The organism is Amycolatopsis sp. FBCC-B4732 (assembly GCF_023008405.1).
In the GTDB taxonomy this organism is placed as follows: Bacteria; Actinomycetota; Actinomycetes; order Mycobacteriales; family Pseudonocardiaceae; genus Amycolatopsis; species Amycolatopsis pretoriensis_A.
Genome location: NZ_CP095376.1, coordinates 2,041,312 through 2,057,832 on the forward strand (window position 1 = coordinate 2,041,312; position 16,521 = coordinate 2,057,832).

Annotated in this window: 14 protein-coding genes; 5 read left to right on the plus strand and 9 right to left on the minus strand. The window is 72.5% G+C overall.

Annotation, left to right across the window (positions count from 1 at the left end):
• Positions 1–3: 3 nt before the first annotated feature.
• The 5 genes from MUY14_RS08745 to MUY14_RS08765 form a co-directional block, all read right to left on the minus strand.
• A complete protein-coding gene (locus MUY14_RS08745) occupies positions 4–1,098 on the minus strand; it encodes a hypothetical protein (RefSeq protein WP_247022345.1) in 1,095 nt (364 codons plus the stop codon).
• Positions 1,099–1,406: 308 nt separating this feature from the next.
• The gene (locus MUY14_RS08750; protein WP_247022347.1) at positions 1,407–3,275 is read right to left on the minus strand and encodes a RiPP maturation radical SAM C-methyltransferase; all 1,869 of its coding nucleotides are present in this window, start codon (positions 3,273–3,275) and stop codon (positions 1,407–1,409) included.
• Positions 3,272–4,279: a TauD/TfdA family dioxygenase gene (locus MUY14_RS08755; RefSeq protein WP_247022348.1), complete on the minus strand. Its 1,008-nt coding sequence runs from the start codon at positions 4,277–4,279 to the stop codon at positions 3,272–3,274. Before MUY14_RS08755 ends, MUY14_RS08750 begins: the two co-directional genes overlap by 4 nt.
• Before the next feature lie 96 nt (positions 4,280–4,375).
• A complete protein-coding gene (locus tag MUY14_RS08760; RefSeq protein WP_247022349.1) occupies positions 4,376–5,761 on the minus strand; it encodes a metallopeptidase TldD-related protein in 1,386 nt (461 codons plus the stop codon).
• Positions 5,758–7,293: a TldD/PmbA family protein gene (locus MUY14_RS08765; protein WP_247022351.1), complete on the minus strand. Its 1,536-nt coding sequence runs from the start codon at positions 7,291–7,293 to the stop codon at positions 5,758–5,760. The genes MUY14_RS08760 and MUY14_RS08765 overlap by 4 nt, the downstream gene beginning before the upstream one ends.
• A 166-nt stretch (positions 7,294–7,459) precedes the next feature.
• Between MUY14_RS08765 and MUY14_RS08770 the strand changes: the two genes are divergently transcribed.
• The 4 genes from MUY14_RS08770 to MUY14_RS08785 are packed head-to-tail and all read left to right on the plus strand — an operon-like array spanning position 7,460 to position 12,203.
• Positions 7,460–8,419 carry an ABC transporter ATP-binding protein gene (locus MUY14_RS08770; RefSeq protein ID WP_247022352.1) on the plus strand — a complete coding sequence of 320 codons (960 nt, stop codon included), beginning with the start codon at positions 7,460–7,462 and terminating at the stop codon, positions 8,417–8,419.
• A gap of 4 nt (positions 8,420–8,423) precedes the next feature.
• Positions 8,424–9,221, plus strand: coding sequence for an ABC transporter permease (locus MUY14_RS08775; protein ID WP_247022354.1), 798 nt, complete (start codon positions 8,424–8,426; stop codon positions 9,219–9,221).
• Positions 9,208–9,984, plus strand: a complete 777-nt coding sequence (locus MUY14_RS08780; RefSeq protein WP_247022356.1) for an ABC transporter permease — start codon at positions 9,208–9,210, stop codon at positions 9,982–9,984. The genes MUY14_RS08775 and MUY14_RS08780 overlap by 14 nt, the downstream gene beginning before the upstream one ends.
• Before the next feature lie 14 nt (positions 9,985–9,998).
• Positions 9,999–12,203, plus strand: coding sequence for a putative PEP-binding protein (locus MUY14_RS08785; RefSeq protein WP_247022358.1), 2,205 nt, complete (start codon positions 9,999–10,001; stop codon positions 12,201–12,203).
• 187 nt (positions 12,204–12,390) lie between these two features.
• On the opposite strand, the gene MUY14_RS08790 is transcribed toward MUY14_RS08785, so the two are convergent.
• The 4 genes from MUY14_RS08790 to MUY14_RS08805 form a co-directional block, all read right to left on the minus strand.
• Positions 12,391–12,624 carry an aldehyde dehydrogenase family protein gene (locus MUY14_RS08790; protein ID WP_247022360.1) on the minus strand — a complete coding sequence of 78 codons (234 nt, stop codon included), beginning with the start codon at positions 12,622–12,624 and terminating at the stop codon, positions 12,391–12,393.
• Between the two features lie 147 nt (positions 12,625–12,771).
• On the minus strand, positions 12,772–13,539 hold the full coding sequence (locus tag MUY14_RS08795; protein ID WP_247022362.1) for a hypothetical protein: 768 nt from the start codon (positions 13,537–13,539) through the stop codon (positions 12,772–12,774).
• A 38-nt stretch (positions 13,540–13,577) separates the two neighbouring features.
• Positions 13,578–13,952 carry a hypothetical protein gene (locus MUY14_RS08800; protein ID WP_247022364.1) on the minus strand — a complete coding sequence of 125 codons (375 nt, stop codon included), beginning with the start codon at positions 13,950–13,952 and terminating at the stop codon, positions 13,578–13,580.
• A gap of 327 nt (positions 13,953–14,279) precedes the next feature.
• Positions 14,280–15,179, minus strand: a complete 900-nt coding sequence (locus tag MUY14_RS08805; RefSeq protein ID WP_247025085.1) for a LysR family transcriptional regulator — start codon at positions 15,177–15,179, stop codon at positions 14,280–14,282.
• A 93-nt stretch (positions 15,180–15,272) separates the two neighbouring features.
• Between MUY14_RS08805 and MUY14_RS08810 the strand changes: the two genes are divergently transcribed.
• Positions 15,273–16,358: an alcohol dehydrogenase catalytic domain-containing protein gene (locus MUY14_RS08810; protein WP_247025086.1), complete on the plus strand. Its 1,086-nt coding sequence runs from the start codon at positions 15,273–15,275 to the stop codon at positions 16,356–16,358.
• Positions 16,359–16,521: the final 163 nt, after the last annotated feature.

Below are 16,521 nucleotides of genomic sequence, written 5' to 3' on the forward strand. Positions count from 1 at the left end.
GGGTCAGCCCGCCGCGGCCGCTAGGTGCCGGATCGCGCCTTCGTAGTCGTCGGCGCTGACAGTCTCGTGGACGGTCGCCAGGAAGTCGCCGACCGGCGTCCGGAGGATCACGTGGTCCCCGAACACCTCGGTCCGGGCCGGCGTCTGCTCGGCGGGGACGTCGTGGATCCGCAGCGGGACGCTGGGCACCGGCACGCCCGCGGCCAGCCAGCGCCAGACCGGGCCGGGCAGCGACCGGTCGATGGGGGGACGCGACCACACCGCCCGCCGGCCGAGCTCGGCGCCGGCCGCTGCGGCCACCACGCGGGCCACCGGGCCCAGGTCGCCGATGTCGCAGTGTTCCGCCGTGGCGCCGAGCAGTTCGGCGAGCTCGGGCGCCAGCCGGCACTCGGCGGCGGCCGCGACGACGTCGGGCACCGAGGGCAGTTCGCTGTCGGCCAGGGCGAGGACGTCGGCGAAGTCCTTGACGTTGAACGGCCGCTGGAAGCGCTCCTCGGACAGCACGAGCAGGTCGGTGAGCACCGAGGGCAATCCGGCGGGCAGCGACCGGACCCCGACGGCCGCCGCGTTGCCCATCAGGGGCGTCGCGAAGATCTCGGCCTTCATCGGGCGGTCCAGCCACGGATCGGCGGGTGGCCACCGCAGCGTGACGAACGGCAGCCGATCGGGGCCGTGCAACACGACCGCGACGTCCTGGACCGGGCGGGCGCGGACGATGGCGGCGGCGGCCCGCCAGATATCCGGGGCTCCGGCCACCAGCAGGTCGACGTCCCCGACGGGCCGGAGGAGATCGCCCGGGTAGTGGCGCGCCAGCGACGAACCTTTGACCACGCGCGCGCCCGGCACCGTGCGCCGCACCTCGCCGACCAGGTCCCGGTAGTCCTCGGCCCGGGCTGCCGCCCTGGCGAGCAGGCCGGTGCTGCCCGGACCGAGCTCGGCGCCGGTGCGGCGCGCGACGGTCAGCACCAGCTGCGGCACCGTGCCGCGCACCGCCGCCGCGGCCTCGAGCAGGTGGTGGGGTTGTGCCTCCTCGGCCACGCCGAGGATCCGGCGCAGCAGCGGGAGGGTGAGCTGGTCGATTTTCCGCGGTCGGGTCACGAGAACTCCCATCGACGTGAACGACCGCCGTGCGCCCCGCGGCGCGGGGTCACACGGCGGTCGTCCGCACTCCGTAAGTGCCTTTCCCGGCGGGGAGTCACCGGGTGGCGTCGGCCTTCACGGGGTCCGGTTTGCCGGCCCGCTTCTCGACCTTGGGCTTCACGGTGCTGCACCAGAAACCGAACATCTCCGCTCCCGTTCGTCGTGGGATTTCCCGAATCGTTCCCGACGGACGTTACCCGGCGGCCACCAGCACGTCGAGGCGTGCAAAAGAATGGGGAGATGTTGTGGCGCAGCAGAAACCCGGGTCACCAATCGGGGTTTTCGGGCAGGGCGATGGCGAGGTAGTGCCCGTCGTCCGCGAGCATGATGCCCGCGCGGCAGCAGCTGTCGAGAAACGCGCGCACGCTTGCCTCGGCTACGTCGTCGCCGAGTTCGAGCAGGGTCCGCCGCACTCCCGCGGCACTCCGCGGAGCGTCTCCCGCCGCCTCGTAGGCCGCGGCCCGCCAGCCCGGCAGTTCCGCGACCTTCACCTGATCCCCGCGCTGGTCGACAACTCGGAGCAGACCCGGCAACCGCTGGTAGACCAGCTGAGGCCGCCGTGGCGACCGCCAGCGCCGCCGCCACTCGCCGATCGCCTCGCCGAGCGCCGACCGCGCGGCGGCACTCGACACCCCGGCCGCCTCGTAGTCGAAGAAGTACGCGATCTTGGCGTGGTCCAGCGTTTCGGGGTAGACGTGCCGGTAATTGGCGTTCGGCCGGACACCGGAGATGGGGAACGACGGATCCGTGAAGTACGGGCTGAAGCGTTCCAGCCAGATCCCGGCCGATCCCGACGGCGGTTGCAGGTGGTGCAGCAGCGGAATCAGCTCTGCCTGGGTGCGGTAATCCTCGTCGTTTTCGCCGGGTACTCCCATCAGCATGTTCCACAGCACGAAGATGTCGTAGTACCGCGCCCATTTCATGAACCGGACGTTGGTCAGCACGGTCGCGCCCTTGCGCATCAACCCGAGCACGTGGGTGCTCAGGCTTTCGATGCCGGGCTGCACGCGATGGATGCCGGCCCGGCGCATGGTGCTCAGCTGCGCACGGTTGAGGTTGGCCTTGACCTCGAAGAACAGGTTGACGTCCCAGTGCTGTTCCCCGAGCCGCACGCACAGCGAGGAGAGGTAGGACATGTCGAGGATGTTGTCCACGGCGTCGACGTGGACGGCCGGGTAGTCCCGCAGCAAGGCGCTCAGTTCGGTCATCGCCCGGCCCGCGGTCTTGGCCCGGTAGGCCATACCCGCCGAGTTCAGCCCGCAGAACGTGCAGTGGTGCTTCTGGCCCCACCAGCACCCCCGGGACAGCTCCACCGGCAGGGTGACCGGTTTGCCGCCGAGCACCGTGCGCCGGTCGTACCGGTCGAGCGCCTCGAAGTACTCGTGGTAGTCAGGCACCGGCAGGGAATCGAGGTTCCGCACCGGGACCGCCGTGGCGGCCGGCCCGGCCAACGGGAGCGATACCGCGTCCCGCACGTGGACGCCGGGCAGGCCGGTGCCGCGCTCGCCGTTCGCGATGGCCGCGAGAAGGGCCGGGAACGTCGTATCGGCTTCGCCGGAGACCACGTAGTCCAGCCAAGGCAGCCGGCGGGAGTACTCCTCGCCCATCTCGCCGTCGAAGTTGGCGCCGCCGTACACCAGGCGGGGACCGGGGAACCGGTCCCGGATCAGCCGGCCGAGCGCGAGCGAGGCGGTGTTCTGGAGGAACGTCGAGGAGAAGCCGATCACGTCGTAGGTGTCCCACGCGATGTCGCCGAGCAGCTTGCCCAGCCACCCCGGCAACACCTCCCGGCGCAGCGACACGAGGTGTCCGAGGTCCTCGCCGGTCAGCTCGTGCCACAGCCCGGCCAGTTCCGGGTATTCGGCGAAGTACGCGTCCTCACCGCGCAGGGGACCGAACGCGGCGTGGGAGAACAGCCACTCGCCGAGCATGTGCAGCCGTTCCGAGGGCAGGTCGGCGACCGCGTCGTAGAGCGATCCGCCCAGCAGCGCGGCCAGGTCCAGGTTCGGGTACAGCACCTCGCACCGGTGGCCCGCCGCCACCGCGAGGGACTTCAGCAGGCCGCACTGGATCGACGGTGCGTCCACCCGCGCCCACGGCATCGTGACCAGCGCGACCCGCAGCGTCACGGTCACGCCACCTCGTCGGACATCAGGTAGTCGGTGCCCGCGACGAGGTGCCGCCGGTACGGGCCGGTGTCGTCGAGGTTGGCCGACTTGATGATCCAGCGCGTCCGCAACGCCTCCTCGTCCCGGACCTCGTGCACCTCCCGTGCGTGCAGCGACAGGTGGTTGCTGACGGCGGCGAGGTCGCCGGGCATCAGCTGCACCCGCTTCCGGAACCGGCCCGGCTGCTCGTCGAGCCGGCGCGCGACGGCCTCCGCTTCCGGGGTGCGTCCCCGGGTCCGCCCTTGGGTGAACCGCATCCGCGCGGTTCCGGTGAGGATCGGGTGTGACGGGTACACGCCGCCGGTGTCGTAGCTGGTGGCCGGATCGGCCGGGGTGAAGAAAACCGGCTCCCGCACCAGGTCCAGCTCGTCTTCACGCAGCTCGCGCAGCATGTCCACGGAACGGACGAACGACGTGCAGACGTCGTTCTCCGGCGCGCACCGCATCGACAGCATGTGGATGTGGTCGGGCACGATCGGCTGGCTGCCGAGATCCTTGTGGAACGGCTGGGAAAGCAAGCCCTTGGACGAGTGCGTGTGCCACGCCGACCGCTTCGGGTAGATGTCGTTGTACACGTCGCCGTAGGCGATGTCGATGTTGCCGATGGCGGTGACACCGGTCAGCGCGGCGAACACCTCGAGGAAGGCCTCGGCCACGAACGTGGTCTTGAGCCGGTACTTCGACCGCACCGGGTCGTCCGGGTCGAACGGCGGCACGTCCCGGTCGATGGGAGCGTTCCGGACGAGGACGACCGGCTCCTGCGCGCGGTCCCGGTCCCGCAGGGCGCGGCAGAACGCGAGGAAGTCTTCGGGCACCCCACCGGTGTCGACGACCGCGCTCGCCTGGCGCCGGAACGGCTCGTAGAACTTGTAAGGACTGAGGATCACGCCCGCCAAAGCCGCGGCGAAGGCGTCGCGGCCGGCGTCGGAGAACTCGTAGCCGATGGTCAGCTCGCACAGGGGAATGGTCATGGAACGTCCGTTCGCTGTCCGGGGTTCACCGCGAAGCTACAAGGGACGGGCCGGGCGTCACAACGGGCCTTTCCCCCTGGTACAACAGGAACACCGTCACGAACCGGGCGCGGCCGGGCTCAGCGCGAGATCGGGGACGCGCAGCGCGGGTGCGACGACCCGGGGGAACCACGACCGCGCGTCGCGGGGCAAGGTCCGCTCCGCCCGCCCGGCCTCCGTGGCCCGGCCGAGCAGGTCCACCGGCGAGTCGGTGAAGCGGAAGTCCTCGCAGGCGCCGACCACTTCGCCGTCCTCGACGAGGAAGACACCGTCGCGGGTGAGCCCGGTCAGCAGCAGGGTGGCCGGGTCGACCAGGCGGATGTACCACAGGCAGGTGAAGAGCAGGCCGCGCCGGGTGGTCCGGACCATCTCGTCGAGGGTGGCGGTCCCGCCGCCCAGGACGAGGTTGCCCACGTGCGGCACGAAGGGGAGACCGGTCAGCTCGGCGGAATACCGGCTCGTCACCAGGTTCCGCAGCCTGCCGTCCGCCAGCCACACCGTGCGGTGCAGGGGTTGCCCGTTGTCGAAGGGCGAGCGGAGCGCGTCCGGCCCGTGCACCGCCAGGAACGGCCGGGCGCCGAGCCCCGGCTCGCCGGGATCGCTGTGCAGCGAAAGCCCGAGCGGGCACAGCAGCCTGCCGACGTCGGCACCGCCGCCCGGCCCGCCGAACGGGCTGCCGCCCTCGGCCGCTTCCCGGCCGCCGAGCGCGTCGTACAGCCGCACGAGGAGGTCGGCCGTGGCGGCGGGCGGGAGAAGCACCTCGTACTTCCCCTCGGGCACGGCCACCCGCCGCCGCGTCCACGCCAGCCGTCGTTCCAGGTCCCGCCCGACGGCGGCCAGGTCGACGTCGCGGAAGTCCTCGGTGAACTGTCCACTCCAGACGGATCGGTGGTGGTCGCCCGCCTGCACCGTCACCTCCACGGAACCGGAGTGCCCGGCGTGCCGCAGCCGTGCCCCCGAGGACGTGGCGAGGTAGGTGGTCGAGACGTCGTGGCGGGCGAATCCGTACCACTCGTGCCGGGCGCGGCGTCCACCGCCCAGTACCGCGCCCAGATCGGCCGCGAAGCCGGCGAAGACGGCGGGGGAGGTGCCCTCGGGCGGTGCGGTGAAGCAGCTGGACCGGCCTTCGCCGATCGGGGGCCGGGCGTCGGGCCGGGGCGTGGCCGCCCGCGCGCTCGCGTCGGCGTCACGGACGAGTGCCTCGATGTCGGCCGGGGTGGCGACATCGCGGGTGAGCAGGCCCGCGGCGACGCCGTCCGCCCGGTCGACGGACACCACGACGGTGGCGGTGCGGTCGTGCGTGACCCCGTTGGTGGTGACCGCGTTCCGCGCCCAGCGCAGGTGCGCGGAGGACGTTTCGGTGAGCAGCACCGTGCAGGCGTCGCCGGTGAAGAGTTCGAGCGCCCGTTCGGCGAGCCGGTGCGGAGCCCCGTCCCCGGTCATCCGGCGGTGGCGGTCACGTGGATGTCCCGGAACACCGCGGCGGGGCTGCCGTGCGAGACCGGCGCCGCCTGCACGGGCTGGCCCTTGCCGCAGTTGAAGGCACCGCACAGCAGGTAGGTGGCGGGCCCGCCGAGACGGGCGAGCGAGTTCCAGAACCGCACGGTGTCTCCCCGGTAGGCCACGTCGTTGAGCTGTCCCACCAGGCGGCCGTGCTCGATGCGGTGGAACAGCTGGCCGGTGAACTGGAAACCGTGGCGGCGCGGGTCGATGGACCACGAGCCGTCACCCACGACGTGGATCCCGTGCTCGACGCCCGCGATCAGCTCCGCCAGCGAGGGGCCTGCCGGATCGGGGTGCAGCGAAACGTTCGCCATGCGGGGCAGCTGGACGTGCCGGGCGTCCTCGGCGTACGAGCAGCCCGTCGAGCGAGGAAAACCCGCCTGCGCGGCGGTTTCCCGGTCGGTCTGGTAGCCGGCCAGCACGCCGTCCTCGACCAGCGGCCACGACTGCGTCTCGACGCCTTCGTCGTCGTACCCGATCGTGGCGAGGCCGTGGGGGGTCGTGCGGTCGGCGCTCACGTGCATGCCCGGCACGCCGTAGCGGAGCCGGCCGAGCCGGTCGAGGGTGGCGAACGAGGTCCCGGCATAGGCCGCTTCGTACCCGAGGACGCGGTCGAGCTCCGTCGCGTGCCCGATCGTCTCGTGGATGGTCAGCGCGAGGTTCGACGGGTCCAGGACGAGGTCGTACCGGCCGGGGCGGACGACCGGGGCACGGGTCTTCTCCGCCAGCTCTTCGGGCAGCTGCGCCAGCTCGTCCACCCAGTCCCAGCCCGCGCCGAGTGCGTACTCCCACCCGCGTCCGGTCGCCGGGCCGCGCGTGCGCACGGTGCGCGCCCGGCCGGTGGCCGCGTCCGTCCCGGTGACGGTGAACACCGGGTGCAGGCGCACCCGTTGCTGGGTGGTCGTCGTGTCCCGCGAGTCGGCGTAGAACCTCGTTTCGCGCACCACCCGCAGCCGCGCCTCGACGTGGCGGACGGCCGCGTGCCCGAGCAGCCCCCGGCTCGCCGCCGTGAGGAACTCGGCCTTCTCGGCATCGGGGACCGCGAACGGGTCGATTTCGCAGGGCGCGCACCAGACCGCTTCGCGGTGCACCGGTTCCTCCGACAACCGTACCGGGGCGGCTCCGGCGGTGCCGTTGATCCCGGCGGCGAGCCGCGCCATCGCGACCGCCTGGTCGACGGCGGCGGCGACCGCGGCGGGCCGCAGGTCGGTGGTGGCGGCGAACCCCCGGCAGCCCCGGTGCTCGACCCGGACACCGCAGCCGGTCGCCGTCCCGTCCACCGTCGCCACCAGGTCGCCGTCCCGCGCGAGCCACCCGCCGCGGCGGGTTCGCGTGATCCGGACGTCGGCGTGGCCGGCGCCGTGACGCCGGGCGCGCGACAACGCCGCGTCGGCGAGCCGATGCAGCGGCAGGGCCAGGAACGCCGGATCCAGCCGCCGTCGTACGTCCTTTGTGGACTCCGGGTTCGGCACGGCTGCGCTCCGTCCGTGTGCCTGCATACCGCGATGGACGCTAACCAGCGGCCCGCTCCCGGGCAACTGTGCGGGGCCCGGCCTTGCGCGCCTTGTCCGCGACGACCGCGTCCTGCACGATGCGGAAGGCGGACGACCCGTGGTGCGAAGGCGAAGGGATCCGGAATTGGCCACATCGGGACCGGCGATCGAAGTGGCCGGGGCCGGGCGTACCTACGGTTCCGGCGCGAACCGGGTGACGGCGCTCGACGACGTCTCCTTCACCGTGGCCGAAGGCGAGATCGTCGCGCTCCTCGGCGCCAACGGGGCGGGGAAGACCACGCTTGTGAAGATCCTCGCGACGCTGCTGCTGCCGACCACGGGCCGGGTACTCGTCTTCGGCGCGGACGTCGTGGACCGCGTCAAGGAGGTCCGGCGACGCGTCGGCGTCGTGTTCGGCGGCGACCGCGGCCTCTACACCCGGCTGTCCGGCCGCGAAAACCTCCGTTTCTTCGGGATGCTGGCCGGGGTCCCCCGTGCCGAACTGCGCACCAGGGCGCCGGCGATGCTCGAACGCGTCGGGCTGGCCGAGGTCGCCGACCGCCGCGTCGAGACCTACTCGCGGGGGATGCGCCAGCGCCTGCACATCGCGATCGGCCTGCTGCCGCGGCCCCGTGTGCTGCTGCTCGACGAACCCACCACCGGACTCGACCCCACCGAGGCCGAACGGCTGCGCGACACCGTCTCCGAGCTGCGCCACGACGGGGTCAGCGTGCTGCTCACCAGTCACCACCTGCTCGACGTGGAACGCCTCACCGACCGGGTCGTCATGCTGCGGGAGGGTACGGTCGCCGCGGACCTGCCCCTGGCGGAGTTCGCCGCGCTCGCCGGGTACGCCGCCGCGGTGACGGTGACCATCCGGCACCCGCTGCCCGAGCTCGAGGCGCTGCTGCCGGCCGAGGTGGACGTCGTGACGCGCAGCGAGAGCGCCGAGGGCACGACGGTGGAGCTGCGGTTGCCGTCGTGGGGCGGCGGGATGTTCGGCAGGCTCGGCGCGCTGCTGGACCGCGCGGACGTCGTCGACGTCCAGGTGCGGCCGGCCCGCCTCGAGGAGGCGTTCACCTCCTTCCTGACGCGGCGGGCCTGAGCGCATGCGGACGGCCGACATCGCCCGCCGGGTCGCGACCACAGCGGACGTCGTGGTCACGAGTGCCCGGATGCGGGTCGCCGAACTGCTCGCCACCCCCGCCACACTCGTGCTGACGGTGATCCAGCCCGCGGTGCTGCTGCTGGTCGTCCTGCTCACCGGAGACCACCTGCCGCCGGCCCGGGTCAACACGCTCGTCACCGGGGTGCTGCTCACCGCGTTCTCCGGCGCCACGGTCCGCGGCACCGGTGCGGTGCTGGCCCGGGACCGGGCACAGGGCGTGCTGGCCCGGACCGTCACCGGGACGGTCGACGCCCGGCTGGTGGTCGTCGGGAAGGGGCTCGGGGCAGGGCTGCTGTGCGTCGGCCAGATCGCGGCGACCATCGCCGCGGTCCTGCTCGTCCTGCGGCCGCCGATGTCCCCGTGGCACCCGGGCCTGCTGGCCGCGGGCCTGGTGCTGGCGCTGCTCTCCGGAGCCGCCGTCGGCCTGCTGATCGCGTGCCTGTTCGTGCTGACCCGGTACGCCGTGCAGGTCTCCTCGATCCTGATCTACGGCAACTACGTGCTCGGCGGGATGCTGATCCCGCCGGAGGCGCTACCGGCGCCGCTCGGCTGGTTCTCCTGGCTGGTGAGCCTGCACTGGCTGCAGGAGTTCCTGACCGGGGCCGCCACCGGCCGGACCGACCTCGGCGCGCTCGGCGCGGCCGCGGTGCTGACCATCGGCTACGGCGTCGCCGGATCGCTGCTGTTCACCCGGATGGTCACCCGCGCGCGGGGGGAGGCGACTCTTGATCTCGTCTGAGCAGACCGCGGCCGCCGCGCGCCTGGGCGTTCTGGAATACCTGGCGGCCAACCCGTGGCGGATCATCGTCACGACCCAGTGGCCGCTGGCGCTGGCGCAGTGCTTGTTCTACACGGTGCTGGGAGACCTCGCCGACGGTCCGGGCGACGGGTCGTTCGCGTTCGTCGGCTCCCTGGGGCTCGTCCTGGCGCTGAGCACGGTCGGCGGCATCGGTGCCCTGCCGGGGACGGAGAAGTGGGGCGGGACGTTCCACCGGCTGCACCTGTCGGGCCTGCCGCCGGCCGTGGTCTTCGGCCTGCGGTCCCTGCCGTACCTGGTGAACGGCGTCGCCACCGTGGTGTTGTGCCTGATGGTCATCGGGCCGGTCACCGGACACGGCCGGCTCAGCGCGGAGCTGGTGCCCGCGCTGCCGGTGCTGGTGCTGATGGCCTTCACCACCGCGGCGGCAGGGCTGGCCGCCGCGTCCCCGGCGATGGGACGGCGGTCCGAGGTGGTGATCACCAACGGCCTGATGTACCTGCTCGTGGTGACCGGCGGGGTGCTCATCCCCGCGGGCACGGCGCCGGTCTTGGACACCGTGGGCACGGTCCTGCCCCTGCGGCACGGTTTCCTGGCGGTGCGCGCTCTGCTCGACGGGCGGTCGTGGCTCGCCGAGACCGGGCTGGAGTGCCTGGTCGGCGTGGGCTGGGCGGGGTTCGCCCACCTGCTGTACCGCCGCCAGTTCGCCCGTGCCCGCAGGCTCGGCACCGACGACTTCGCGTAGACGGGACGGACCGGATGACCAACCGCGCGCCGGAGGTGGCGCTCGCCGCCACGGCCACGGCCGGCGAGATCGCCGCTGCGCTGGACCGGCTGGACCCGGACGGTCGCCGCGGTAGCGAGGACGACCCGGTGTTCTTCGCTCTCCACGCCGACGACGAGCGGCGTGGCCCGGCGATGTTCCTCGGCATGTCCCGGCCGGCGCAAGCGTGGCTGGCCCGGGTCGCGGGAGCCTCGGCTGTCGAAACGCGGCTGCGGGACCTGGCGTGGTGGTCGTCCGGGGATGCGTCGGCCGCGCTCCCCGAGGACCCGGTCGAGCAGATCGCCGTGGCGCTGCGCGCCGTCGAACGCGGGACCGCCCGGTTGGCCGTGCTGCCGGTGGGACTGGGCGAGGGGAGCGGCAGCGGGGTCGTGCGGTCCCACGACGAGATGTCCGGCCAGGCGCGGCTCACCGGCACCTTCCGGGCGGCCGGGACGGGGGCGGACCTGATCCTGCTGGGCGGCGCCGAGCTCGCGGCCGTCGTCGCGGGACAGCCGTGGGCGGCCGCCTTGTCCGACGAGGTGGCTGAGGCGGCCGCCCGCGCAGGCCGTCCCGTCGAGGTCGAATTCACGGTCGAGCGCGGCCGGCTGTGGGTCCTCGGCGAACGGCCGCTGCGGTTGCGAGGCGCCGCGCTGGTCCGGCACGCCTCCGGCGGGGACGCGGCGACGTTGCTGCGTGAGGTGCCGGCGGCCGCCGTGGCCGACGCGCTCGTCCCGCGCGCGGACACCCGTGGTCTCGTCCCCGTCGCGGGCGGGATCGGGATCTCGCCCGGCTTCGCCACCGGGGCGGCGGTCTTCGACCCGGCCGAGGTCGCGGCCGAGGGCGACGCGGCCATCCTCGTCCGGTCCGAGACCCGGCCGGAGGACCTCACCGCGATCCTGCGCGCGGCCGGGGTGCTCACCCAGCGGGGCGGCCGCTCGTCGCACGCGGGCGTCGTCACTCGCAGCGTCGGCAAACCGTGCGTGGCATCGCTGGTGGACGCGGTGGTCGACCCCGAGGCCGCGGAGCTGCGGCTCGCCGACGGCACCGTGCTGCGCCGCGGAACCGTGATCACCATCGACGGGACGGCGGGCGGCGTGTACCTCGGCGCGCCGACAGCGGAGGCGACCGCACCCGGTCCGGCGGCGGCATTCCTCGACCGGGTACGTGACGAGCCGGCGTCGCTGCGGGTCATGGTCAACGCCGACAGCGCGGCCGAGGCGGCCGCCGGACGCGCCGCCGGAGCGGAAGGCGTCGGCCTGTGCCGGATCGAGCACCTGTTCCTCGGGGAGCGGAAGCACATCCTCGAGCGGCTGCTGATCTCCGCGCGCGGCCCGGACGTGCGGGAGGCAGCCCGCGAGCTGCACCGCGTGCTGTGTGACGAGCTCACCGCGCTCCTCGCGGAAATGGACGGCCGCCCGGTCGTGATCCGGCTGCTCGATCCACCCCGCCACGAGTTCATCGGCGCGCCGGAGCCGGTGCCGGATCGCGCGGACGGCCACGAGCGCGCGTCGGTGACAGCCCGCAACGCCCTGCGCGAACGGGTCCGGGAACACGAGCCGATGCTGGGGGTCCGCGGGGCCCGGTTGGCGATCTTGACCCCGGAGCTGCTGGACACCCAGCTGAACGCGCTGGTCGCGGTGGTCGCGAAGCTGCGGGCGAACGGCGCGGATCCGCGGCCCCGGCTCCTGGTGCCGATGATCAGCACGCCGGGTGAGCTCGACGTCGTGCGTGGCGCTTGCGTGGCAGCCCGCCTAGCGGCCGGCCTCCCCGATTCCGTACCGCTGCCATGCGGGGCGATGATCGAGACACCGAGGGCCGCGCTGCTGGCCGGCGACCTCGCCCGCCGTTGCGACTTCCTGTCCTTCGGTACCAACGACCTGAGTGCCCTGGTGTGGGGCCTGTCCCGTGACGACGCGGAGAACGAGCTGATCCCGCGGTACCAACGACTCGGTGTGCTGGACGAGTCGCCGTTCTCGCGGCTCGATGTCGCCGGGGTCGGGCACCTGATCCGGCACGCCGTGTCGGCGGCCCGGGCCGCCGAGCCCGCTATCGGGATCGGGGTCTGCGGCGAACACGCCGCGGACCCGGACTCCCTGCGGTTCTTCACCGAGGTCGGCGTCGACTACGTGTCGTGCGCGGCCCAGGCGGTACCGGTGGCGCGCTACGCCGCTCGGCGCATCAGCTCGCTCGCCGGCCGGTAGCCGGACGGTCGGTTCGCTCACCGTTCCTGACGGCGTTTACGCGGACTTACGGGATTCTACGGCTCGCCCGGCGACCTCCGGGTGCCCGAAGTCGTCACCGCGACCGTTGCGACCACGCCGGGACCCAGTTGCCATCCCGGCAGGGCCGCCGGAGCGTGGCGGCCGGGCGGAGGGCGGCAGGGACCGACTACACCGGCCGGCCGACACCGCGCTCCGGAACCGCCGCGACGAGACCGTATGCGACCGGGTCGAAGATCTCCTCGCGGAACGCGGGCATGTCGGTGGCTACGACGGCGAGCACGATGGGCTGGGAGAACAGACCCTCGTCCGTGCCGCGCAGCTGGCCTTCGTTGATCAGCGGGCCGAGGAAGACCGGCTGGGTGCCGGGAACGCGCCCACGCGCCGGCGGAGCTGGTGACATCGAGGTCGGCAGTGCGTTGTTGCCGCCCAGTTCCAGGGAAACGACATCATCGCGACGTTCGGGTCCTCGACCAGCGCGGCGCCTGGTGCGGCGTCGCCCGGGTAGGACGTGCAGGAGGCCGGCCTCCTGGAACAGCCGTGCGGAGCCTCAGCCGAGCAGGTCGGGGAAGTTCTCCGTGTAGCCGAGGAACAGCAGTTGCCGTTGCGGCAGCAGGGCGGCGAGCTCCGCCCAACTCTCAGTGCTGGGCGCGCCGTAGAGGTGTTGCAGGTCCGCGACAACCGCCTCTGCTTTGTCGGCGGCCGGCGGGGCCGGGCGGTCGAACCCGAGCAGTGAAGCGCCGATCCCCAGGAGGCGATAGCCGTGTGCGGCCATCCGCCGGATGATGGTGTGGTTCTGGAACACGTCCCAGTCGCTGGTGAAGTAGCCGTTGGGGATGCCCGCGATCGCGAGGTCGTCGCGAGCCACGGGTACGCGCTGGATGAGTACGACGTCGTCGAGGAAGCCGTCCGGGTTCCGGTTGACCTCGACGAGCGCCGCGACATCGGCTTCGCCGCCGAGGCGGTCGCCGGGAAGCTTCTGCCAGGGGAACTGCTGCCCGGGATCGTCGAGGGCGGCGGCGATGCGAGCGGCCCGGCCGTCGTCGGCGCGGCGCCGTGCGATGGGGTCGTCGTGGTCGATGTCGCCGTCGTCGAACCAGAGCCGATCGTCTTCGGTGGCGTGTCCGCTGGTGTAGGCGCACTGGCTGACGTCGTCGAGGGTGCAGAGGATCCGAGCCGGGCGGTGTTCGGCGCGGATCCGGGCCAGGACGCCGAGGAGCTCGGTGAAGGTGCCGACGTCGTCGAGGCGGGCCACGGTGTTCGTGTTCAGCCGCGCTCGCCCGACGTCGTCGGACGGTTCGTAGCGCATCACTCGCATGGGCGCATCCTGCCACCCGCGGACCGCGCGGCGTCGTGTCATCCGGACGTACCCGGGAATCGAGGTGGCGGCGTTGTGGTCTCCGGCCTGCCGAGGAAACGCATGAGGCGCAACGGTGTCCGTCCGCGGGTACGTGCTGCGGAGACCGCGAAAAGGTAGCGGCCACATAATTGGTGGAATCCGACGCCGAGCGCCGTCCCACCGGCGAGGGACTTGACACACACCGATTGCAGGTCGCGGCGGAACGTGACAACGGGGTTGCGGGGACGCTCGTCGCTCATCGGGGTCTCCGCCCACGCGGCCTCCCCGATCGCGAACCAGGCGGCGAGCCCGAACACCAGCCCGAACAGCAAACCGAGAGTCAGGCCGTTCCCGACGTGGCCCACGAACCCGACCACCAGACCGAAGAGCACACCGGATGCGGATCCGGTGGCCAGCCCGAAACTGGTTCCCCGCGAGATAGCGTCCTGGAGTCCACGGCGATTTCGGCTTGCCCGGCCGCAACCAGTCCGACAGTCCGACAGGCGGGTGGTCCGTGATTCGCCCGGTAGCTCCCGGCCCTGCCGCTGACCAGCGTTCGCACCGCTTGCGAGAGAGCGGCGGTGGGAGGCACCGGGTGGCGTGAGGTGGGCGGCGGCATGAGAGCGGGCAACTGCGCCTGCACAGGGAATTCTCGGAGGAGCACATCCGGCGGCCGCCATCGAGAACACCCGACCGGCCACCGCGCAGGCCGGCCGTCGTCACGGCTGGGCAGTTGAGGTGATCACCTGGGTGACCGCTGTGATCGCCGGCGTGGGAGTGCCGGGGAGACGGGCCACGAAGATTCTGCGGATCTCTGGTGGCGCGCCCTGGACCCGCAAGAAGATCACGCCGGACGGGGCGACCGGTGACAGGCTTTCCGGAATCGTGGTGACGCCGAAACCGCCGGCGACCAGGTGCATTTTCGTCAGCCAGTCCCGCGCATTGTGGACGACGTGGGCTCGCCCCGGCAGGCCCGGCCAGACACCGAGCAGTGGCTCCGCGCTCGACGACGGGCTGGCGATCCACGGTGCGTCGACCAATTCGTCGATGTGCACGGAAGTGCGGCCCGCGAACGTGCCGGTGGCCGGGGCGGCCACGAGAAGCTCGACGTCCCGGACGGCCGTGATGTGCAGGCGGGGCAACTCGCCTTCCGGTGGCCGGTGCGGTGGGCGAGAGGTGAGCACGGCGAGGTCGATCGAACCGGTGCGCAGCGCCCGAGCCAAGCCGGGCGTGGTGCCTTCGCGGGTGGAGACCCGGACCTGTGGCGCTGTCGTGGCAAGGCGGGCGAGCGCGGCGGGCAGGATCACCGGTCCGGCGCTGAAGACCAGCCCGAGCCGCACCGGCTCCGTACGAGGAGCACCGCCGGTCAGGTCGCGCTCGGCCGCGTCGACCGACTCCAGGATCGCTCGGGCATGGCGCAGCAGCGTCAGTCCGCGCTGCGTGAGCCGCACCCCGTCGGTCCGCCGCTCGAACAGGGTGGCTCCGACGCTGCGCTCGAGGGCGATCGCCTGACGCGAGACCGCGGACTGCGTGTAACCCAGCTGCGCGGCGGCGGCGGTGAAGCTGCCCGACTCGGCGATCCGGCACAGCACCCGGAGGCTCGCGCTTGACATGTCCATGCTGACCACGCATACCAGAGATGCCAGACCTTCGCTTCCCGCATGCCACTGCCGCGCCTAGCGTGGCGGAAGGACGAGACAGAAAGGCTTTCCATGCGTGCAGCGACACTGACGGCGTTCGGCTCTCCCCTCGTGGTGCACGACGTACCCGACCCGGAAGCCGGCAGCGGTGAAGTCCTGGTCGAGGTCTTGGCGACTTGTGTCCCTCCGTACGCGGCAGAGGTGTTCAGCGGTGAACGGCGCTATCCGCTGGAACCCCCGGTCGTGCCGGGTGTCGGTGGCATCGGCCGGGTGGTGAGCGTGGGGCCGGACGCGACCAAGCTGGCGGTGGGGGACCTCGTGTGGTGCGACTCGACCGTCCGTGCCCGCGACGACGTCCTGACACCGGACATCACGCTGCAGGGCTGGAGCTCCCGCGGCGAGGGCGGCGCCAAGCTGGCCCGGTACCTGCACGACGGACCGTTCGCCGAGCTCATGCGGGTTCCGACCGAGAACGTGTACCGCCTGCCCGCGGGGGCGGCAGCCGATCCCGCACGCTGGTCCGCACTGGGGGTGCACACCATTCCCTACGGTGGGCTCCTGGCCGGCCGGCTCGCGGCCGGTGAGACGGTGCTGATCAGTGGGGCGACCGGCAATCTCGGCAGCAGCGCGGTGGCCGTCGCGCTCGCCATGGGTGCCGGGCACGTGGTGACCCCGGGACGCAACCGGGCCGTCCTCGACCTGCTCGCCGACCGGTTCGGCGCGCGGGTGAGCCCGGTCGAGCTCAGCGGGGACGAGGACGCCGATGGTGCGGCCATGGCGCTGGCCGCCGACGGCCCGATCGACCTGGTGCTCGATCTGCTGCCGCCCCAGGCCCCCAGTTCCGTGGCACGGGCGGCAGCCATGACCGTGCGCGAGTACGGGCGGGTCGTGCTGATGGGCGGCGTCGGCATGCTCGGCGGCGCGGACTTCGCTTTGCCTTATCCCTGGATCATGCGCAACTCGGTGACCGTACGCGGCCAGTGGATGTATCCACGCACGGCGAACGTCGGCATGATCCGGCTCATCGCGACGGGCGCATTGGACCTGGCCCCCGAACGCATCACCCGATTCGACCTCGACGAGGTCAACGACGCTGTCACCTACGCAGCGGCACACGGTGGCGCCTTCGATCGCACCATCCTCACCCCCAATTCCTGAGAACTCGGCTCGGCGCGGGGGTTTCCGTTGTGGGCGAAGGCTTTGTGTCGCGGCTGCGCGCTGCGAACCGGCCGCAACGGATCTGCTCTGCTGCATCACCACCGGGCGGCGCGGGTGAGCGCGGCGGCATAGCTCATTCCGCCGAGCCCACCACCAGCCAGCC

Bases quoted from the DNA above. Each gene is read 5' to 3' on its own strand.
- MUY14_RS08755 (WP_247022348.1), bottom strand. From the start codon at position 4,279: ATGACCATTCCCCTGTGCGAGCTGACCATCGGCTACGAGTTCTCCGAC.
- MUY14_RS08760 (WP_247022349.1), bottom strand. From the start codon at position 5,761: ATGACCGGGGACGGGGCTCCGCACCGGCTCGCCGAACGGGCGCTCGAA.
- MUY14_RS08775 (WP_247022354.1), top strand. From the start codon at position 8,424: ATGCGGACGGCCGACATCGCCCGCCGGGTCGCGACCACAGCGGACGTC.
- MUY14_RS08785 (WP_247022358.1), top strand. From the start codon at position 9,999: ATGACCAACCGCGCGCCGGAGGTGGCGCTCGCCGCCACGGCCACGGCC.
- MUY14_RS08790 (WP_247022360.1), bottom strand. From the start codon at position 12,624: ATGTCACCAGCTCCGCCGGCGCGTGGGCGCGTTCCCGGCACCCAGCCG.
- MUY14_RS08795 (WP_247022362.1), bottom strand. From the start codon at position 13,539: ATGCGAGTGATGCGCTACGAACCGTCCGACGACGTCGGGCGAGCGCGG.
- MUY14_RS08805 (WP_247025085.1), bottom strand. From the start codon at position 15,179: ATGGACATGTCAAGCGCGAGCCTCCGGGTGCTGTGCCGGATCGCCGAG.
- MUY14_RS08810 (WP_247025086.1), top strand. From the start codon at position 15,273: ATGCGTGCAGCGACACTGACGGCGTTCGGCTCTCCCCTCGTGGTGCAC.